The organism is Roseateles toxinivorans, assembly GCF_004362525.1.
GTDB classification, from domain to species: Bacteria; Pseudomonadota; Gammaproteobacteria; order Burkholderiales; family Burkholderiaceae_C; genus Paucibacter; species Paucibacter toxinivorans.
Map to the genome: position 1 here is coordinate 612,082 of NZ_SNXS01000001.1, position 18,751 is coordinate 630,832.

General features: G+C 64.7%; 18 protein-coding genes and 1 pseudogene. 7 read left to right on the top strand and 12 right to left on the bottom strand.

The features are described from left to right. Positions 1-105: 105 nt before the first annotated feature. A complete protein-coding gene (locus DES47_RS02840; protein WP_133699129.1) occupies positions 106-747 on the bottom strand; it encodes a PEP-CTERM sorting domain-containing protein in 642 nt (213 codons plus the stop codon). A gap of 143 nt (positions 748-890) precedes the next feature. Between DES47_RS02840 and DES47_RS02845 the strand changes: the two are divergent. Continuing rightward, positions 891-1,559 (top strand): annotated as a pseudogene (locus tag DES47_RS02845) (transposase); the annotation flags it as partial. A gap of 425 nt (positions 1,560-1,984) precedes the next feature. Here the strand turns inward: DES47_RS02845 and DES47_RS02850 are convergent. The 7 genes from DES47_RS02850 to DES47_RS02880 form a co-directional block, all read right to left on the bottom strand. After that, entirely contained in the window at positions 1,985-3,373 is a 1,389-nt protein-coding gene (locus DES47_RS02850; protein ID WP_133699702.1) for a transposase, read from the bottom strand. 196 nt (positions 3,374-3,569) lie between these two features. Then, entirely contained in the window at positions 3,570-4,577 is a 1,008-nt protein-coding gene (locus DES47_RS02855) for a transketolase family protein (RefSeq protein ID WP_133699131.1), read from the bottom strand. Then, complete coding sequence (locus DES47_RS02860; protein ID WP_133699703.1) at positions 4,574-5,419, bottom strand: transketolase; 846 nt, start codon at positions 5,417-5,419, stop codon at positions 4,574-4,576. The genes DES47_RS02855 and DES47_RS02860 overlap by 4 nt, the downstream gene beginning before the upstream one ends. A 61-nt stretch (positions 5,420-5,480) precedes the next feature. Beyond that, positions 5,481-6,740, bottom strand: a complete 1,260-nt coding sequence (locus tag DES47_RS02865) for a TRAP transporter large permease (RefSeq protein ID WP_133699132.1) — start codon at positions 6,738-6,740, stop codon at positions 5,481-5,483. Positions 6,741-6,764: 24 nt separating this feature from the next. Further along, positions 6,765-7,292, bottom strand: a complete 528-nt coding sequence (locus tag DES47_RS02870; RefSeq protein WP_133699133.1) for a TRAP transporter small permease — start codon at positions 7,290-7,292, stop codon at positions 6,765-6,767. Between the two features lie 63 nt (positions 7,293-7,355). Beyond that, positions 7,356-8,348: a TRAP transporter substrate-binding protein gene (locus DES47_RS02875; protein WP_133699134.1), complete on the bottom strand. Its 993-nt coding sequence runs from the start codon at positions 8,346-8,348 to the stop codon at positions 7,356-7,358. Positions 8,349-8,402: 54 nt separating this feature from the next. Then, positions 8,403-9,152: an SDR family NAD(P)-dependent oxidoreductase gene (locus DES47_RS02880; RefSeq protein WP_133699135.1), complete on the bottom strand. Its 750-nt coding sequence runs from the start codon at positions 9,150-9,152 to the stop codon at positions 8,403-8,405. Between the two features lie 221 nt (positions 9,153-9,373). On the opposite strand from DES47_RS02880, the gene DES47_RS02885 reads away from it, so the two are divergent. Continuing rightward, complete coding sequence (locus tag DES47_RS02885; RefSeq protein ID WP_133699136.1) at positions 9,374-10,258, top strand: LysR substrate-binding domain-containing protein; 885 nt, start codon at positions 9,374-9,376, stop codon at positions 10,256-10,258. Between the two features lie 775 nt (positions 10,259-11,033). On the opposite strand, the gene DES47_RS02890 is transcribed toward DES47_RS02885, so the two are convergent. From DES47_RS02890 to DES47_RS02900, 3 genes are read right to left on the bottom strand one after another with little or no spacing between them, the layout of a single operon-like run. Next, complete coding sequence (locus DES47_RS02890; protein ID WP_133699137.1) at positions 11,034-11,321, bottom strand: hypothetical protein; 288 nt, start codon at positions 11,319-11,321, stop codon at positions 11,034-11,036. Continuing rightward, on the bottom strand, positions 11,318-11,704 hold the full coding sequence (locus tag DES47_RS02895; RefSeq protein WP_133699138.1) for a hypothetical protein: 387 nt from the start codon (positions 11,702-11,704) through the stop codon (positions 11,318-11,320). The genes DES47_RS02890 and DES47_RS02895 overlap by 4 nt, the downstream gene beginning before the upstream one ends. Then, entirely contained in the window at positions 11,701-12,648 is a 948-nt protein-coding gene (locus DES47_RS02900; RefSeq protein ID WP_133699139.1) for a helix-turn-helix domain-containing protein, read from the bottom strand. Before DES47_RS02900 ends, DES47_RS02895 begins: the two co-directional genes overlap by 4 nt. A gap of 145 nt (positions 12,649-12,793) precedes the next feature. Between DES47_RS02900 and DES47_RS02905 the strand changes: the two genes are divergently transcribed. Then, positions 12,794-14,215 carry a glycosyltransferase gene (locus DES47_RS02905; RefSeq protein WP_133699140.1) on the top strand — a complete coding sequence of 474 codons (1,422 nt, stop codon included), beginning with the start codon at positions 12,794-12,796 and terminating at the stop codon, positions 14,213-14,215. Between the two features lie 71 nt (positions 14,216-14,286). Next, the gene (locus DES47_RS02910; RefSeq protein WP_133699141.1) at positions 14,287-14,817 is read left to right on the top strand and encodes a YcnI family copper-binding membrane protein; all 531 of its coding nucleotides are present in this window, start codon (positions 14,287-14,289) and stop codon (positions 14,815-14,817) included. Positions 14,818-14,891: 74 nt separating this feature from the next. Here DES47_RS02910 and DES47_RS02915 read toward each other — a convergent pair whose 3' ends face one another. After that, positions 14,892-15,398, bottom strand: a complete 507-nt coding sequence (locus tag DES47_RS02915; RefSeq protein ID WP_133699142.1) for an RrF2 family transcriptional regulator — start codon at positions 15,396-15,398, stop codon at positions 14,892-14,894. Between the two features lie 109 nt (positions 15,399-15,507). On the opposite strand from DES47_RS02915, the gene DES47_RS02920 reads away from it, so the two are divergent. Genes DES47_RS02920 through DES47_RS02930 form a run of 3 tightly spaced genes read left to right on the top strand, consistent with a single transcriptional unit; the run spans position 15,508 to position 18,741 of the window. After that, a complete protein-coding gene (locus DES47_RS02920; protein ID WP_133699143.1) occupies positions 15,508-16,713 on the top strand; it encodes an NnrS family protein in 1,206 nt (401 codons plus the stop codon). 1 nt (position 16,714) lies between these two features. Continuing rightward, entirely contained in the window at positions 16,715-17,170 is a 456-nt protein-coding gene (locus DES47_RS02925) for a hypothetical protein (RefSeq protein ID WP_133699144.1), read from the top strand. Then, complete coding sequence (locus DES47_RS02930) at positions 17,167-18,741, top strand: cbb3-type cytochrome c oxidase subunit I (protein ID WP_133699145.1); 1,575 nt, start codon at positions 17,167-17,169, stop codon at positions 18,739-18,741. The genes DES47_RS02925 and DES47_RS02930 overlap by 4 nt, the downstream gene beginning before the upstream one ends. Positions 18,742-18,751: the final 10 nt, after the last annotated feature.

The following is an 18,751-nucleotide window of genomic DNA, read 5'->3' on the forward strand; positions in this document are numbered from 1 at the left end:
TTGGCTCGATCAGTTCATACAGTCGGCCACCAGCCGACGTTGGTGAGTGGCAGCGTTGTAGTAGTTCGCCGCTCAGCTTCGGCCGAGGGCCACGGGCCGAAAAAGCTAGATGCCCTGTCGGCGAATTCGACGGCGCCAGAGAAGGGCAGTGACGCCGGCGGCGAGGAGCGCCGCGCTGGACGGTTCAGGGACGGCCATCACTTCCAAGGACAGATCGTCGAAGTAGCCATCGTTGTTCGTGCCGCCAAATCGCGTGGCGATCAGGTCAAGTTGCACCGCACGCATACTCGTCGGCGCAGCCATATCGGCGGAGACCAGTTGCCACTGTGTCGTATCACTGTATGGCCCAATTGTGTGGCTACCCAGCACTGTGCCGACGGCGTCCAAGAATGAAATAGTTATGGACGACGTGTCAACGGGCGTCTGGGGCCAGCTACGCACACGACCACTGAACGCGACAGTCGCGAGACCTCCGTCGATGCTGGTAGCAAAGGAGGAGACATCGATGAACTGCCGCAGTGTGGCCGTAGAACCCGCACCGGCAAAGAAGTAGTGCGCCCCTTCAAACGCCACCGGGTCCAGGCTGCGCTGGGTCCAACCCGTTCCTATGACTTCTACCCATCCTGGGATCTCGCCAGCGACCATCGCCTCCTCGTTTCCGGGGTTCACGATCAAATTGGCCGCCTGGACAGGTAGGACCCCTGCGGCAGCAGCAAAAGTCAAAAGGGCGGTGGCACGAAGCAACATAGGGTTCTCCCATTGGTTTCAAAGAATCGTACGCCACCCGCTCGATAGCTACCTTGTTCAAACTAGGGAATAGCTGCGGACCTTCTACATATGATTAATGATGCCGACCGCACTCGACGCTTGAGTTCTAGAGATTCGGACGCCGCACGCAGCCCCCAGAGGTGGAGGCCAAGACACAGCGGCAGAAGGGCAAGATCGAGTGGCTGCGCCAAGAGATGCGCCAACTCCACGAGATCAAACAGCAACTCGGCACACAGCCCGATGGGCAACTGTCATTGACGGACCCGGACGCACGCTCGATGAGCTCGAGAGGCAAGGCCACCGGGGTGGTGGGCTACAACGTGCAGGCGGCAGTGAATGCCAAGCACCACCTGATCGTGACGCACGAAGTCACGAACATCGGCAACGAGCGTGCGCAACTGAGTCCGGTCGCGCAGGCGGTCAAGAAGGCCATGGGCCAGGTCACGCTGGAGGCCGTTGCTGATCGGGGTTGCTACAGCGGGCAGCAGATCAAAGACTGCGACGATGCGGGCATCACGGTCATGTTGCCCAAGCCCATGACCTCAGGCGCCAGCGCTGAAGGCCGCTTCGACAAGGCGGACTTCGTCTACATCACCAGCGATAACGAGTACCGCTGCCCGGCGGGGCAGCGTGCGATCTACCGATTCAGTCGCCTGGAGGGTGGTCTGCTGATGCACCGCTACTGGAGCAGTGCCTGCGGGCAATGCCCGATGAAAGCCCAATGCACGCCCAGCCAACATCGGCGCATCTCACGCTGGGAGCATGAGTCGGTGCTGGAAGCCGTACAGCAGATGCGCCAAGCCAGGTGACGCAGTTCTGATTCGCAAAGGTAAATCGCCGTCCATACGGCCCGAAACGGACCTCTGGGCACCGCGCGCGCCAACCTTGCGCACCCAATTCCGGTCAGATTGAGTTCTCACACGGCCTCGGCACGAAGCTGCCGTCAGCCAGGCTTCGACCAACGGCTGCTTGTGGCCGGATCGGGCTGTAGGCCGCGGCGCCATGAAGCTGGCGCTCGTTGGGTGATCTGGATCAGATCCTAATCTGATTCCGTGGGTCGCGGCGAATACACACTATCGGCCGATTCTGTTGAAGAAGTTGGTGATCGGCACGGGTTCAGTCCTGCCAGGCCGGGTGCGGCGGCTCGCAGTTCACCTTTATTCGTCAGAACCAAGCCTTTCGACCCGGTTTTGAGGTTGATCGGTGGGGTTTAGCCTCAAGCGGGCGCACTAATGCCTTGGAACGGCGGGCCTTGCGGCACCATGACCGCCAGACGACGCAGGTTCTGCACCACCGCCGCCATCGTGAACTCGTCGCTCGCTCCGCTGGGCCCTCGCAGGCGCAGTCGATTCAGTCGCAGGATTCGCTTCAGATGGGCGAACAGCATTTCCACTTTCTTGCGCTCGCAGCGCGAGCGCTCGTACTGCTCGGTGGTGGCGATCTTGCGCGCCACGTCGCGCGCAGCTTCGTGAACACTGCGCGCGATCTTGCGCACCGGGGTGTTGGGGCAGCAGCGCTGCTTCATGGGACAGCTCGAGCAATCTTGCTTCCTGGCGCTGTAGATGATGGTGTCGGCCTTGGTGACGTGGCTGCGCTCGATCTTGAAGGCCCGCCACTGGCTGCGCAGCGGACGGCCTTGCGGGCAGGTGTATTCGTTGGCTTGCTCGTCCCAGGTGAACTCGCTGCTGGAGAACGTTTCGTCGTCGCGCTGCGTTCGATCCCACACGGACACGTGCGGCTCGATGCCTCGCTCGTCGACCATCCAGCTCAGCATGGCCGCCGTGCCATAGGCCGTGTCACCGATCAGCCGCTGGGGCTTGAGTTCAAACTGCGCCTGCACCCGCTCGACCATCACTTTGGTGGATTCAGTTTCGGCGGTGCGGTGTGCCGGCGTGGCTTGGACGTCCAGGATCACGCCGTGAGCGACATCGATGAGGTAGTTAGTCGAGTAAGCGTAGAACGCGGGACCACCCACGGCCGCGGTCCAGCTGGCTTGGGGATCGGTCAGCGAGATCTTCTTGGGTAGCACCTTGCCCAAGGCTTCGGCGTCCAAGCCCTGGAGGTACTCGCGCACGGCACGGGTGCTCAGCGCCGGGTCCTTCCAGTCGACGGGCTCCGTGCCGGGGACGCCCCGCTGACTGCTGGCATCAGCCGCCACGATGCTGGCGTCTACGGCAAAGCCTTCGGCCTTGACCAGGCCGGCCGCCATGCAGCGCCGAACAACCTCGTCGAACAGCCAGCGAAAGACGCCGCTGTCGCGGAAACGGCCATGGCGGTTCTTGGAGAAGGTGGAGTGGTCGGGTACAGGATCTTCAAGACCCAGACGGCAGAACCAGCGGTAGGCCAGGTTGAGGTGGAGTTCCTCGCACAGGCGACGTTCAGACCGAATGCCGTAGCAGTAGCCCACTATGAGCATGCGCAGCATCAGCTCGGGGTCGATGGAGGGGCGACCGATCGGGCTGTAGTGCTCAGCGAGGTGCTCGCGCAGACCACCGAAGTCCAAGCAGCGGTCGATGCCGCGCAGCAGGTGGCTCTGGGGGACGTGGTCTTCGAGATTGAACGAGTAGAAGAGTCGATCCTGCCCGTTTGCTTGTCGTCCCATCATCTCGGCGCCCTCCAAGATCTGAACTGCTAACGCACCAATTGTACGGCTAACAGGTCAGATTTGGCGGAGGGATTTTCAACAGCATCGGCCAGAAGGTGACGTTCGAGCAGCCGGAACAAAGCCGACGCTCGGCCAAGTCACCGGGCGCCGACCTTTGGAATCACCTCATGCGCATGCGCAACAACGGGGCCGGCGGTCAACCCAACCAGTTCTTGATTCGCTGCGCCAGCGCGTCCCGGCTGATTCCGTAGCGGTCGTGAAGCGTCGGCAGCGCACCAGCGTCGAGATAGGCATCGGGGAGCCCAGCCAACTGGAAGCCCGCCGGTTGCACGCGATGGCGCAGCAGTACACTTGCTACCGCTTCGCCCAGTCCACCGATCACGGAGTGGTTCTCAGCGACGACGACAAGCCGATGCTTGTACTTCACGGCCTCGACAATCGCTGCCTCGTCCAACGGTTTGATCGTCGGGCAGTGCAATACAGCTACGCCGATGTTGTCGGCCTGGAGTGACTGCGCGACTTCGAGCGCGCGCATCGTCATGAAGCCGCTGGAGATCACCAGCACTTCATTGCCCTCGCGCAGCACCTTGGCCTTGCCCAGTTCGAACTTGTAGTCGTATTCGTCCAGAACCAGGGGCACGTTGCCACGCGACAGGCGCAAGTAGACCGGGCCCTTGTGCGCAGCAATCTGCGGCACGGCCTGCTCCAGGTCCAGCGCGTCGCAGGGGTCGACGATGGTCATGCCGGGAATGCCGCGCATCATTGCGATGTCTTCGGTCGCCTGGTGGCTGGGGCCGTAGCCCGTGGTCAGGCCCGGCAGTGCGCAGCAGATCTTGACGTTCAGGTTCTCCTCGGCAATCACCTGGTGGATGAAGTCGTAGGCGCGTCGGGTGCCGAACACGGCATAAGTCGTCGCGAACGGGATCAAGCCTTCCTTGGCCATGCCACCGGCAGCCGCCATCAGCAGCTGCTCGGCCATGCCCATCTGGTAGAAGCGTTCGGGGTAGGCCTGGGCAAACAGGTGCAGGTCGGTGTACTTTGCCAGGTCGGCGGTCATGCCGACGATCTCGGCCCGGTTCGCCGCCAGCTCGACCAGAGCCTTGCCGAATGGCGCGGCCTTGACGCGCTGCCCTTCAGCAGCGATGGAGGCGATCATGGCCGACGTGGTGAGACGCGGCTTCTTTTCTGCGACTGGTGCGTTCATGCCAAGGCTCCTTGAGCTTGTTGCGATTGGTCCAGGATCTGCAAGGCTTCATGCCACTCCGGTGGGTCGACGCGGATGAAGTGGTTCTTCTCGCGCTTCTCCAGGAAGGGCACGCCCTTGCCCATCAGCGTGTCGAACAGGATCACGCGCGGCTTGGCCTCGGTAAGCGCGCGTGCGGCGTCAAAGGCCTTCAGCACCGCTGGCAGATCGTTGCCATCGACGCGCTGGACGTGCCAGCCGAACGCGGCCCACTTGTCGGCCAGCGGCTCGAAGCCCATCACCTTGGACGATTGACCGTCGGCCTGCTGGTTGTTGATGTCGACCAGGCAGATCAGGTTGCCGAGACCGTGGTGCGCAGCGCCCATGGCCGCTTCCCAGGTCGAGCCTTCGTCGAGTTCGCCATCGGACATCGAGTTGTAGACGAAGGCCGGGTTCTTCTTCTGCCGCAGGCCCAGGGCCATACCAACGGCGATCGGCAGGCCGTGGCCCAGCGAGCCGCCGGAGATCTCCATGCCCGGCGTGTAGGTCGCCATCCCGGACATCGGCAGGCGGCTGTCGTCGCTGCCGTAGGTCTCGAGTTCGCTCTGGGGAATGATGCCGGCCTCGATCAGTGCGGCGTAGAAGGCAATCGCGTAGTGGCCGTGTGACAGAAGGAAGCGGTCACGGCCTTCCCACTCAGGTTCGTCAGGGCGCACATTCAGCGCGTGGCTGTAGGCCACCGCCAGCACGTCAGCCCAGCCGAGGGCCTGTCCGATGTAGCCCTGACCTTGCACTTCGCCCATCTGAAGCGCGTAGCGCCGGATGCGGTAGGCCGATTGCTTCAGTTCACTCAGCCCGGCCATTCCGGTCGGCGCGGCGATCGTCGTACTCATGGGAATCTCCTTGGAGAAGGTTGAAAGTTGGTCAGCGCAGGATGCTGGCCGGCACGTAGGACACGAGGGCCAGGACGCCAAACGCGACCAGGTAGAACGGTCCGAGTTCGCGCACCGTCTGGCCCACCTTGACCTTGGCCAGTGCACTGGTGATGAACAGCGTGGTGCCAACCGGCGGCGTGTACAGGCCGATCGCGAGGTTCACGACCATCATGATTCCGAGCTGTGTCATGTCCATGCCGATGCTTTGGGCCAGCGGCACGAAGACGGGCGTCAGCAGCAGCACCGCAGCCGGCAAGTCGATGAACATGCCCAGGAACAGCATTAGCAGGTTCATCAACAGGATCACCAGCCACTTGATGTGCACGTTGGCCTGGACCCACTGCGCAATGCCCTGCGGCATCTGATCGAAGGTCAACAGCCAGCCGATGGCCGACGATGTCATGATGACGAGCAGCACGACGCCCGTGGCCAGTCCCGCTTGCACGACCGCATGGTGCAAGCGCTGGATACTCAGGTCGCGGTACACGATCATCGACACCACGCCGGCGTAGAGGGTCGACAGCACCGCCACCTCGGTCGGCGTGGCAATGCCGAAGCGCAGGAAGATGATGATCAATACCGGGAGCACGACTGCCGGGGTGGCGTACAACAGGTGCTTGCGGAAAGCGGCACCGTCGAAGGGCGTGGTGTCGCGCGGAAAGTTGCGGCGCTTTCCCACCCACCAGCATGCCGCCATGAAGCCGCCGCACATCAGGATGCCTGGCATCACGCCGGCGACGAACAGCTCGGCGATCGACGCGTTTGAGCTCAGCGCGAACAGGATCATCGGGATCGACGGCGGGATCAGGATGTCGATCGTTGCGGCCGCAGCCAAGGTCGCCGCCGAGAACGCGGCTGGGTAGCCGAGGCGCTTGTGCCAGGGAATCAGCAGTGAACCGATCGCCGAGGCATCGGCGACCGCCGAGCCGGAGACGCCGCCGAACAGGGTCGACGACAGCACGCCGACTTGGGCCGGTCCACCGTGGAAGCGGCCGATCAGCGCCGACAGCACGCCGACCAGCGCCTGGCCGAGCTTGCCGCCCATCATCAACGAGCCTGTCAGCATGAAGAAGGGGATCGCGATCAAAGGGAAGCTCTGAACCTGGGCCACCATCTGCTGCACGAGCAGATCTAGAGGCACGCGGTCAGAGGTTGCGGCGGCGGCCATCGCGGCCAGCAGCAGCGCATGGGCGATCGGCATGGCGGCCACCGCCGCACCGAGAAGGACAAGCAGGATGAGTGCACTCATGGTGTTCTCCAGTGGGTTCGGGGGCTACCAGTGCGCCGTCGGCACTTGGGGTTCGGCGTCGTGTGCGGGCTCGGGCTGGACGCGCGAGGCTTGCCAGGCGGACTGCAGGGCCAGCAACGCGAGCAGGGCCATGCCCACCATCACGCAGCCGTAGGTCAGCGACCCAGGGACTTGCAGGATCGGCGACTTCTCGTCGTGCACGACATCGAGCATGCGAAGCGTCGCCCAGGCCAGCGTGCCGTACAGCCCTGCGACAACGAGCCAGCTCAGCACGCCCACCACGCGCCGCGCTGCGGCAGGGATGGCCTCCATCAGGAAGGTCGTCGCGATGTGTGCGCTGTGCACCGCCGCCAGCACCACCCCGGCCATCACCATCCACGGGAACAGCAGCTCTGGCACCTCGTTGGCCCATTGCAGGCTGGAACCCCGGGCATAACGAAGCACGGTGTTGACCACGAGGATCAGGAATATCGCGACCGTGCTCAGCCACAGCACGACATGGCACAAGTTCACTACGCCGCGTTGGACTGCGTTGCGTTCGACAGCATTCATGAGAGTCTCCTCAGCGCGGGTCCGACGGGCGCCAGTGGCGCCTTGAAGCCGCTCAAACCAGGGTTACTTGGAGCGCGCGGCCGTTATGACCTTCTTGACGTACGGGCCGATCGGCGTGGCCAGCCACTTGGCGTCGACCGGGGCGGTGGCCTTCTCGAAGGCAGCCTTGTCGACCGTGGTGACCTGCACGCCCTTGGCCTTGAGTTCGACCAGCAACTTTTCGTCCGACTCCTGGGACAGCTTGCGCTGCAGCGCGGTGGCCTCGGCCGCGGCCTCGGTGACGGCCTTGCGGTCGGCCTCCGACAGCCGGTCCCAGCTGCGCTTGCCCATCAGGAAGGGTGTCATCTGGAACATGTGGCTGGTCAGGGCCAAGTGCTTCTGCACCTCGTAGAGCTTGCTGGCATGGATGTTCACCAACGGGTTCTCCTGCCCGTCGACCACACCTTGCTGCAGGGCCACGTAGAGCTCGGCGAACTTGATCTGCTGGGCTTCGGCACCGAGAGATTGCATGATGTCAACCAGCACCGTGTCGGGCGGGGTGCGCATCTTCAGGCCCTTCATGTCCTCGACCTTGGTGATCGGGCGCTTGCTGTTGGTCATGTGACGGATGCCGTTGTCCCAATAGCCGAGCACGACCAGGCCCTTTTCAGCGGACTTGTCGGAAAGTTCCTTTCCGAGCGGACCGTCCAGCACCTTGAAGGCCTGTGCGGCGCTGGAGAACAGGAACGGCATGCCGAACGCGGCGTACTCTGGCACTGCGTTGGCGACCGCACCTTGCGAGTTCGCCGACATGTCCAGCGCGCCGGTGCGCATTGCTGTCACCATGGCCGCGTCGTCGCCGAGTTGGGCTGACGGTGCGACCTGCACTTCGATGCGGCCGCCGGACTTGGCCTTAACCACCTCGGCGAACTTCACCGCAGCTTCGTGGCGTGGGTTGCCGGGAGCGGCGCCATGGCCGAGCGTCAGCTTGACGGCCTGCGCTTGTGCGACAAGCGGGGAGAGGAGGCTGCCGGCAGCCAGGGCCAGCAGGGAGCGGGTGAATATCTTGCGTTGCATGGTCTTTTGTCTCCGAGTGTGTTGTGACGAGGTGTGGCGCTTTGGGGGCGGCCGTCAGTGGATCAACATGCCGCCGTTCACGTCGAGCGTGATACCGGTGCAGTACAACGAAAGGTCGCTGGCAAGGAAAACGCAGGCGCCGCCGATGTCGTCAGCGCGGCCCAGGCGGGCCAGCGGGATCGTCTCGGCGATTTCGGCCTTCTTCTCTTCGGTGAGCTTGCCCTTGATGATGTCGGTGCCGATCAGGCCCGGGGTGATGCAGTTGACGCGGATGCCCTCGGGGCCGAACTCGCGTGCCATCGCACGGGCCAGGCCGAGCACACCGGCCTTCGCCGCCGAGTAGTGTGGGCCGCCCAGGATGCCGCCGCCACGCTGTGCGGAGACCGACGAGATGCAAACGATCGAGCCGCTCTGCTGCAACTGCATGGTTGGCAGCACCGCCTGCGACATGTACAGCGTGCCACGCAGGCTCACGTCGAGAATGCGGTCGTAGTCGGCGCCGGTGATGTCGCAGGTCTTCGCCGGCTGCGTGATGCCGGCGTTGTTGACAAGCACGTCGATGCGGCCGAAGGCCTTCAGCACGGCCGCTGCGGCGGCGTCGCATGAGGCCTTGTCGGTAACGTCGGCCACCAGTCCAAGGTGCTCCCCGCCGATCTGTGCCGCTGCCGCAGCCGGTTCGGCACGGGCGAGATCGAGCACCACGACGCGTGCGCCGTGAGATGCCATCAGCCGAGCAGTGGCGAAGCCAAGGCCGTTGAGGCCGGCACCGCCGGTGATAACGGCAACTTTGTCCTTGAGCAGCATGTCGTTGGTCTCCAGTGAATAAAGGTTCGGCGCGAACCCTGGAGACAGCCGGCGGTTCCGGACCCTGGGGTCTGTGACCCTCTGCGGGTGCCTCGGGCTTGGGTGCCGCGGCTTGTCTCCCGTGTTCGTGAAACGAATATTCGGCGCTGGACTGCATGACGACAAGCGAAGTGTTTTCACCTTAAGATGACGATCCGTCACTCAACGACAGGGTTGACCCCATGGCCTCGCTTCCTCCGGTCATCAACCTCCAGGCCTTCGAGGCCGTGGCGCGCAGGCGCAGTTTCGCGCTCGCGGCGGCAGAGCTGCACCTCACGGCCTCGGCAGTCAGCCACCAGGTCGCGCGACTCGAATCGCATCTGGGCGTGCGCCTTTTCGAGCGAAGCGCACACGGGGTGCGCATCAGCGTTGCGGGGGCCACTTACCTCTCACGTGTGGGTGGCGCGTTGTCCGCCATTGCTACTGCGACCGAGGACCTGCGGCAAGGGGTGAGCAACAGCCTCTACGTCCACTCGGCACCTAGCTTCGCGAGCCAATGGCTGATGTCGCGGTTGCAAGGGTTTGCGCAGGCTTACCCCGACATTTCGCTGAACCTGTCGGCGGCGCACACGCCTAGCGACTTTGAACTGGGCCAGTCCGACATCGACATCCGCTACGGTGTGCCGAATTGGCCAGGCTTAGTGGTCGAGCCGCTGTTCGAGGAACTCGTCTTACCGCTTGCGAGTCCTGCGTTCATCCAGGCGCATCGTCTGAAGCGACCAGAGCATCTGCTGGGGGTCAAGCTCATCCAGAGCAATGTCAGCGTCGTTCAGTGGTCCGACTGGTTTGGCAAGTTCACCGAGCTGCGTGCTCCGGATCGGTTCGCGGTGCGGTTTGATCGGGCCCAAATGTCACTCGACGCGGCAACGCAAGGCCTCGGCGTTGCACTCGAAAGCGCGACGATCGCTGGGCGGCATATCGCAGCGCGCCAGCTCCGGCCCGTCTTCGGACTCGACAAAGCCATCAAGGTCAAGGCGCACTTCGCGGTGTACCCGGCGAAGCACGGAAAGCGACCGCCTGTGGAAGCCTTCCTATCGTGGCTGCACGGGGAAGCCTCGAAATCCTAGGCACCGTTTCGCGTTGGCACGTTCGGGCCTGGGCTTCGACCGCTTTCGCTTCAATTGAACTTCGCCTTTGGGTCGTCATGAGCCCGTCGCCGCGCGCGGAAGCAGCCACTCAAGTAGCGAGGCCGTGCAGTCGCAATCCGGGGAGGCAGCAGTTCCTCCTATAGCCGACACTCGGGCCAGCGCAGGTCGCTGACGCGAACGTCGGTTTGACGGCCTATACCGTGAGCCCGGCAGCTGCCTGGGACCGGCTCCTAACGCTGCCTATGCGCAGATCTCAACTATGCGCAGTTGGCCGGCGCGGACGATCGTGAAGCAAGAGTTCGGGCGGCCTCCAAGTAGGCCCGTCCGACCAGCCCTTGACATAGTTGTCGTCGGCGTGCGGCCCAATGAAGCATTGCGTGGTGCCGTTGACTGGCTGTCGTGCTTTGCTCCGACCCACTAGGCTGCGACGTTGCGTCGCGTGAGCAAATCGTGCTGCCGCCAGTGTTCATCGACCTCATCGACCGACGTCAGTTCGGCGATTCAATTCGATGCGGAGACGGGCGCCAAAGTATTCAAGACCTCAGTTGCAGCCGGCGCAGCGCAGCTCGCCGGCCTTGCCAGGCGAAAACTATGACCGGTCCAGTATCGAGCCGTCATGCTGGACGCCGCGCGGATAAACGGCTGTGGTCACTCGCGGCGGCGGGCTGATTTCACGATGCGTTGAACAAAGCGGTCATGGAACTGTCCGCCTGACCGCAGAACTTACGACGGGTCTTGAGGGTGATGCAGTCTTCTACCCGAAGAGCCGGGACGTCGCGCTGTTGGCAACCGCGATTCGCTGATCCGGCGTGATCGTGATCACGGCGTCGACGGGCTGATCAACGATGAGGCCGAGTAGCAGGAGTCGCTCTGGCGCGGAAGCCATCATGTGGGACACCTCAGGGCTCCGCAGCGATGCGACCCATGCATCGACGGCCGGACAGAGGGCGTGGCTGATGGGCGCCTTTGCCGCGCGCGACGCTGCCGAGCAGCCGGGACGTGCAGCGGCCTCGCGCGAGGTCAGTTCCGTGGCGGCCGTCATGCGCCGCTTTCCCGCCAGAACGCTTCGAGCTGGGCGAAGAACTCGCGGTCCTCCCAGCGGGTGTGGTTCTCCAGCCGGGCGCCGAGCAGGATCAGATCGGCCGGGTGGCTGCAGCGGTCGATCAGATCCAGCAACTCCAGGTGCTCGGCTCGCAGCCGGGCCCCTTCCGCGTGAAGTCCGGCGGACGGCGGGACGCCGTCAACGACGGCTTCCTCCCGTTTCGCGTGCGCCGCGAGATGCCCGCGAAACTTGGCCAGGCGGAGCAGGTCGGACTCCTCGAGCGCGACGCCATCCTCGGTGGATGCCGCCTTCGCCCACCTCGCGAAAGTCAGCGCCTGGTGGTGTTCGCGGGCCAGAGGCACAAGCTTGGCGTGGCGTTTCATGCCGGGTTTGCCGGTGCATGCATGACGTGACCGGGATGGCCTGCCGGCTTGAAGGCCCAGAGGCCCGGAGCATCGGCCCTGATACCGCTCCGCAGGCCGGACGGCGTGGCCCCGGTGATCGTGCGGAACTCGCGTGTCATGTGGGATTGGTCCGCGTAGCCCGATTCGATGGCGATTTGTCCAAGCTGCGAGCGGCTCGCTGGCTCATTCGCGATCTGCGCCAGGGCCGACTCGAAGCGCTTGATGCGGCGCCAGGCGACAGGGTTCAGGCCGATCAGGGCTTCGAACCTGCGCATGAAATGGCGCTCACTGAGTCCTGCCTGTTCGGCGGCGAGCGAGACCGAGCGGCCATGCGCCATGGCACAGACCAGCCGGGCAGCCTCCGCAGCCTCTATCTCGAACGGGTCACTGCGAACCGCCAGCGCCATCAGCGCTGCCGTCAAGAGCTCGGGTTGGTCGACGCTCGCCAGCAAACTGGAGAGGGTCCGGGGTTGCAGCAGTTGAGCGGCCTCTCGGGCTTCGAGGTCCTGGAGCGCGTTCACCATCCGCGCGGGCTGCAGGCCGAACCAGTGTGACAGCAGCCAGGGCTGCAACACGATGCTCAGCGATCGCAGCGGCGCCTGGGCCCGGGTCGACAGCGGGGCTGTGAACGGCCCCGTGACGAACGCGCGGGGCAGGCACGCACCCGACGCGCCGAGCCGCACCTGGCCAGTCCCGGCAACCAGATTGAGGCAGGCATAGGCGTTCGCCGGCACCGTTCCTTGCACGCTCGCTGCCTGCTCGCTTCCTCGTACTTCGCGGCGAACGATGCATGCCACGAGCCCGCTCAATGCCGGCGGCGCAGGCAGGACGTTGACGTGCTCGCCGGCATCGACGGTCAGATGCACCGGGAGGGGCGCCGCAGCAGCCGAGGTCGAGGTGGCATCCACGAAGAGCGAGTTCATTGCAGTCTCACCGCCTTTAAAGAAGCATTAAGGATATTTCAATTTGGACCGGACCTCAATGATTCCTTTGGGCCATCCCGTTTGGAAGGCGCGAGCTGATGGCCTGCGCCGCTGATGCATCCGTCAATGGGCGAGGGCTCCAGAGATGGCTGAATCGTTCAAGACGCGGGATGCAATGCTGCATACGATACGCATCAATCGTGGCAGACGTCTGCCGCGCAACAGTCATCAGGGCGGTTTCGAGACCGTCGGGAGTTGCACCATGGAGTTAGTCAGTCGTGTGGTCATTTGCGCCGTCGGGACCGGCGGTGACGTGCTGCCCTTCATCCAGATCGGCAGCGCGCTGGCGGGGCGGGGCCTGCCGGTCAAGATGCTCGGCCCGGGCCGCTACAAATCCTATGCGGATGCTCTGGGCATCGACTACGAGAGCATCGGCTCCGAGGACATCTTCTCGGAGGTCTTCGATGGGCATGAGGTCTGGAACCCCAGGAAGGGGACTGCGGCGGCCTGGCGCTACTACACGGCGGCGATGCACAGCGGCTACGAGCTGATCGCCAGGCGCTGGTCGCCGGCGGGCACGTTGCTGGTCAGTTCGACGTTCGCGCTGGCGGCGCGGCTAGCCGAAGAGCGGGACGGTTTTGCGAACACGACGGTTCATCTTTCGCCGTCGGTGATCTTCTCGGCGATGTCGCCGCCCAAGTGGCCGGCGGCATCAATCCCTCCCGAGTACCCGCTTTGGCTGAAGCGGGGGGCCATGTCCCTGGTGGAGCGACTGGCCCTGGATCCCGTGATCGCACCGGGGGTCAACAAGGTGCGTGCCCTGCTTGGGCTCAAGCCGGTTGCCAAGGTCTTCTCATGCTGGATCCATTCGCCGCGACGGGTCGTGTACGCGTTTCCGGCCTGGTTCGCCGCGGCGGCCGCGGATTGGCCGCATCAGGGGGTGCATGGCGGTTTCCCGCTGCAGCTGCAGCGCGGCTTGGCCCTGCCAAAGACGGTCAACCAGTTCCTTGCGATGCGGCCAGACAAGCCCACCGTCCTCGTCACCGCCGGGACCGCCGTCGCCCATGGGGCCGGGTGGATGAAGCGGTGCATCCTCGGCGCGTTGGCGGCGGGCGCAAAGGTCATCGCCGTCGGGTCTTCCGCACCGTCCCAGAACGTCGATGTGGACGTCCTGTGGATTCCCTTCGCACCCTTTGAGACGCTCTTCCGGCGGGTGTCACTCGTGGTTCATCACGGGGGCATCGGCACCATGGCCGAGGCGCTGCGCTCGGCCGTTCATCAACTTGCCGTGCCCAACGCGCATGACCAGTTTGACAACGCCCACCGGTTGGCGCGTGAAGGCTTTGGCGAAGTCGGCCGCGCGAACTGGTCGACCGCCGAGTTCACGACGGCGATCGGCCGGGCCCTCGCCGACAGCCGGAACGAGATGCGTCGGCTGCGTTGTGGAAGGCTGATGGCGGACCAGGACCGCGGCGGCGAGACCGTGGCGGCGCTCGTGCTCGGACTGGAGGCGCCCGCGCAACCGTATGTAGGCGCAACGGCGATGGCCACCAGTCTTGCGGGCTAGCCCAACTACCAGTACTGGAACTTCCATCCCTATCCGCAACGCAGCTACTCGGCTGAGCTGAGGTTCGACCTGTGAGGACGCACCTCACGCCCATCCTGTTGGCCCTCGTCGGCGCAGCCCATGCCCACATCACGCTGGACCCGCCCGAAGCCCCGGCCGGGAGCAGCTACCGCGCCGTCTTCAGGGTCGGCCACGGCTGCGACGGCGCGGCGACGAAGGAGATCGTCGTCACCCTGCCCGAAGGCATGCGCGGCGCCAAGCCCAGCCCCAAGCCCGGCTGGACCTTGACCACGCAGCGCCGCGCGCTCAGGGCTCCCTACGACAGCCACGGCAAGCGTGTCACTGACGAGCTGGCCGAGGCACGCTGGACGGCCAACAGCGAGGCCAACCATCTGCAGGACGCTTGGTATGACGAGTTCGTGCTGCGCGCCACGTTGCCGGCTGAGCCCGGGGAGTTGGCCTTTGCGGTGCGCCAGGTCTGCACCCAGGGTGAATGGAGCTGGGCCGAACGGCCTACGGCGGACAACCCCCGCCCAGGGGCGCCAGCGGTGCGGCTGCTGATCAGGCCGGCGACTGCTGCATCGGTCGGCCGTGCCCCCTGAGGCCGAAGCCGTCCGCGGCATCAGGCTGCCAGCCTCGGCTGGCGGCCTGATGCCCGTATGTGCGACGGACCGCTTCAGCGCTGCTTAACGGCTGCAGCGGCGCGAGCCGAGTTCCTAGGTGCCATGACGATGGCCTGCGGTGTGATGCCCAACAGCGACGCCGCGACCGTTGGAGCTGCGATGGACTCGGCGAGGGTCATGGAGTCCAGCTCGGCCATGAAGGCATCCATGGCGCGCGCAAGTCGGCGCCGCAGATTGCAACTCGGCTGGATCGCGCACTGGACGGGCATCTCGGGGTCGTGACACGCCACGACGGCGAAGTCCTTTTCTGCCATGCGCACGATGGCCCCGATCGAGATCTCCTTCGGCTCCTTGGCAAGGCGGATGCCGCCGGAGCGGCCACGCACCGTCGTCACGAAGCCGGTCTGCCCCAGCTCATTGACGATCTTCATGAGGTGGTTCCGGGAGATGTCGTAGGCCCTGGCGATCTCGTCAATGGTGGCCATGCCGCCTTCGCTGTGGCGAACGGCCAAATACAACATCACGCGCAATGTGTAGTCGGTGTAGACCGTCAGGTGCATAGAACAATCTCCTTTAGTGCATCTTTAGTTTAGCTCTCGGAATCAGATCTCGCTTGATTCCAGGCCCAGCCTTGTCTTAAACTGGTATTGAAAATACATCTTTAAAGTTATGAAACCCGTACATGCTCCATTGCCGATCCTGGGTCAGGGCGCGATGCCCGCGCCGCGCGGCTGGCCGTCGCTGCGGCTGGCGTTCCGGCCGTTCTATCTGCTGGCGGCCCTCGCCGGTGTGACGCTCATGCCGCTCTGGTGGGCGGTGTACACGGGCCGGCTCGTGCCGGCCTCCGGGCTGGCGCCATCGCTCTGGCACGCACACGAGATGCTGTTTGGCATGGTCGGCGCCGTGGTCGTGGGATTCCTGTTCACTGCCGGCAAGACCTGGACCGGCTTGCCGACGCCGCGAGGCTCGCAGCTGGGAGCGTTTGCGCTGCTGTGGCTGATGGCCCGCGTCGCTGCGCTGGCCGCACCCTATCCCGTTTTCTTCGTTCTGGATGTGGCCTTCCTGCCCCTCGCGGCAGCGCTATTTGGTGATCTGCTGGTGCGATCCGGCAATCTGCGCAATGCCGGCATTGCCACCGTGCTGATGGGGCTGGGCATCGCCAACCTGGCCTTTCACCTGGGCGCGAGCGGTGCGCTGGACTGGCCTCCGCAGCGGGCATTGCAGGCCGCTGTCGCCTTGTTGGTGGTGCTCGAGACGGTCATCGGCGGGCGGGTAATCCCTTTCTTCACGCGCAACGTGACCCCGGGTCTCGAGAATGCCGTCCCGACCTGGCGCGAACGCCTGCTGATGGGCGTCACGCTGCTCGGCTTGGTCGCCTGGCTGTGCGAATGGCCCATCGGGTTTGCTGCGACCCTGCTGGGTGGCGCGGCCGGCCTGCACCTGTGGCGACTGCTCACCTGGGCGCCGCAAATGAGCCTGCGCCGGCCCATCCTCTGGTCGCTTCACCTGGCGTACGCATGGATACCTGTGGGGCTGGCGCTGCTGGCCAGCTCGCTGTGGTTTCAGTGGTCGGTTTCCCCGGCCTTGCATACATTCACCGTCGGCGCCACGGCCGGGCTCCTCATGTCCATGATGACCCGCACAGCGCGCGGCCATACCGGCCGCCCTCTGCAGGTAGGCAGGGTGGAAGCGCTGGCCTACGTCCTGGTCGCCCTGTCCGCCTGCCTCCGGGTTCTGGTGCCGCTGGCCTGGCCGAGTGCCACCCTGGTGACGTTGATCATTTCCGGCGCCTGCTTCGCCAGTGCGTTTGCGCTCTACCTGGCCGTGTACGCGAAATGGCTGCTGAGCCCCCGGGCTGACGGGCAGGACGGTTGAAATGCGGCCCCCCTCTTCGTTCTCATGCGCCGGCGCTCTGCCCTGGATCGTCGTCGGCGCACTGGCTGGCATCTCCTTCTTTGCCCAGCCGGTGAAATTCCTGACGCCGGGGCTGACCACTGCGCAATTGGCATCGGTCGGCTCCACCATCTTCCATGGCTCGCACGCCATGCAATGGATCGCCCTGGGTGTCCTGGCCGTCGTCGTGGTGCCGGCAAAGGTAAACCGGTCCCTTGCCTGGTTCGTCTTGCTGGTGGCTTGCGGCAGTCTGGCCGTGCAGCTGCTGCTGCTCATGCCGTCTCTCGATCTGCGCCTCTCGCAGCTGAAAGATGGCGCCGTGCCACCTGCTGCGCCGCACCACTGGTTTTATGTGGTGCTTGAGTTGTTCAAGTTTGCCGCCCTCGTCGTGCTGGCGCGCCAGCGTCTGGCCCCTCGGCTACAAGGAGAGCTCCCATGAGCACCGTCGCTATCCTGCTATCGGCCTTTGTCCTCTCGGTGGTTGCGCTGCTGGTCTTCATCTGGACGCAGCGCAGCGGCATGTTCGACCGCAGCGCCAAAGGCGCCGAGGTCATCTTCGCTCCGGGTGAGATCGGCAGCGCCGAAGATCCCGCTGCCGGTGTGGTGCCGCACGCGGTCAATGACGAGCTGCGGCAGCGTGCGCGGGCCGACGCGTCAACGGCGCCGCTGGTGTTCTTCTTCTTATGTTGCGCCTTTGCCTGGCTGCTGGTCGCGTCTCTAGCGGGTTTGATGGCGTCCATCAAGCTGCACGAGCCGGATTGGCTGGTGGCCCAGCCCTGGCTGACCTTCGGGCGCATACGCACCCTTCACCTCAACGCCGTGGCCTATGGCTGGGCGCCGATGGCCGGCCTCGGGATCGCCCTGTTCGTTATCCCGCGCCTGCTGAAGACGGAACTGGTCGGCGCCCGTTACGCGTTGCTCGGCGCTGCGCTGTGGAATGCAGCGCTCATCGCCGGCCTGGGCGCCATCGCGGCCGGCTTCAGCGACGGCCTGGAGTGGCTTGAGATCCCCTGGCAGATCGACATCCTGTTCGTCGTCGGCGGCGCGCTGGTAGGCGTGCCCCTGGTGCTGACGCTGCTCAATCGCCAGGTCGGGCACCTGTACGTGTCGGTCTGGTACATGGGCTGCGCGTTGTTCTGGTTCCCGGTCCTATTTTTGGTAGGCAACATGCCCGAGCTGCACCGGGGCGTGCAGCAGGCGGCGACGAACTGGTGGTTCGGCCACAACGTGCTGGGCTTGTTCTACACGCCGCTGGCGCTGGGGTCGGTCTACTACTTCCTGCCCAAGGTCATCGGGCGGCCGGTGCAGAGCTACAACCTGTCGCTGCTGGGTTTCTGGGGCCTGGCGTTCTTCTATGGCCAGGTCGGCGGGCATCACCTGATCGGCGGACCGGTGCCTGGCTGGCTGATCACGCTGTCCATCGTGCAGAGCATGATGATGATCGTCCCGGTCGTCGCATTTACCGTCAATCAGCACCAGACGCTCAAGGGGCGGTTCGACGCGTTGCGCACGTCGCCGACGCTGCGCTTCATCGGCTTTGGCGGCCTGATGTACACGGCCAGCTCGATGCAGGGCAGCTTCGAGGCCTTGCGCAGCGTCAATGCGGTGGCTCATTTCACCCACTTCACCGTGGCCCACGCCCACCTGGGTCTGTACGGCTTCGTGACCATGGTGTTCTTCGGTGCCATCTACTTCATCATGCCGCGCATCAGCGGCCGCGAATGGCCGTCGCAGGCCCTCATTGCCGCGCACTTCTGGCTGGCTGCGGTGGGCATCACGGTCTATTTCGTGTCACTGACGGTGGGTGGCTGGCTGCAGGGGCTGGCGATGCTGGACGAGAGCCTGCCGTTCATGGAGTCCGTCGCACTGACCCTGCCTTATCTGAAGGCGCGCAGTGTGGGCGGGGCGCTGATGGGGCTCGGCCATGTGGTCTTTGCCGTGCATTTCGTGATGCTGCTGGCCGGCCGATCTGCCGGCCGCAATGAGCCCACCTTGCTCAAGACGCTGTGAGGAGGAATGC

Coding starts and splice junctions, on each gene's coding strand:
- DES47_RS02840 (WP_133699129.1), bottom strand. CDS start 747: ATGTTGCTTCGTGCCACCGCCCTTTTGACTTTTGCTGCTGCCGCAGGG.
- DES47_RS02850 (WP_133699702.1), bottom strand. CDS start 3,373: ATGATGGGACGACAAGCAAACGGGCAGGATCGACTCTTCTACTCGTTC.
- DES47_RS02855 (WP_133699131.1), bottom strand. CDS start 4,577: ATGAACGCACCAGTCGCAGAAAAGAAGCCGCGTCTCACCACGTCGGCC.
- DES47_RS02860 (WP_133699703.1), bottom strand. CDS start 5,419: ATGGCCGGGCTGAGTGAACTGAAGCAATCGGCCTACCGCATCCGGCGC.
- DES47_RS02865 (WP_133699132.1), bottom strand. CDS start 6,740: ATGAGTGCACTCATCCTGCTTGTCCTTCTCGGTGCGGCGGTGGCCGCC.
- DES47_RS02870 (WP_133699133.1), bottom strand. CDS start 7,292: ATGAATGCTGTCGAACGCAACGCAGTCCAACGCGGCGTAGTGAACTTG.
- DES47_RS02875 (WP_133699134.1), bottom strand. CDS start 8,348: ATGCAACGCAAGATATTCACCCGCTCCCTGCTGGCCCTGGCTGCCGGC.
- DES47_RS02880 (WP_133699135.1), bottom strand. CDS start 9,152: ATGCTGCTCAAGGACAAAGTTGCCGTTATCACCGGCGGTGCCGGCCTC.
- DES47_RS02885 (WP_133699136.1), top strand. CDS start 9,374: ATGGCCTCGCTTCCTCCGGTCATCAACCTCCAGGCCTTCGAGGCCGTG.
- DES47_RS02890 (WP_133699137.1), bottom strand. CDS start 11,321: ATGACGGCCGCCACGGAACTGACCTCGCGCGAGGCCGCTGCACGTCCC.
- DES47_RS02895 (WP_133699138.1), bottom strand. CDS start 11,704: ATGAAACGCCACGCCAAGCTTGTGCCTCTGGCCCGCGAACACCACCAG.
- DES47_RS02900 (WP_133699139.1), bottom strand. CDS start 12,648: ATGAACTCGCTCTTCGTGGATGCCACCTCGACCTCGGCTGCTGCGGCG.
- DES47_RS02905 (WP_133699140.1), top strand. CDS start 12,794: ATGGCTGAATCGTTCAAGACGCGGGATGCAATGCTGCATACGATACGC.
- DES47_RS02915 (WP_133699142.1), bottom strand. CDS start 15,398: ATGCACCTGACGGTCTACACCGACTACACATTGCGCGTGATGTTGTAT.
- DES47_RS02920 (WP_133699143.1), top strand. CDS start 15,508: ATGAAACCCGTACATGCTCCATTGCCGATCCTGGGTCAGGGCGCGATG.
- DES47_RS02925 (WP_133699144.1), top strand. CDS start 16,715: ATGCGGCCCCCCTCTTCGTTCTCATGCGCCGGCGCTCTGCCCTGGATC.
- DES47_RS02930 (WP_133699145.1), top strand. CDS start 17,167: ATGAGCACCGTCGCTATCCTGCTATCGGCCTTTGTCCTCTCGGTGGTT.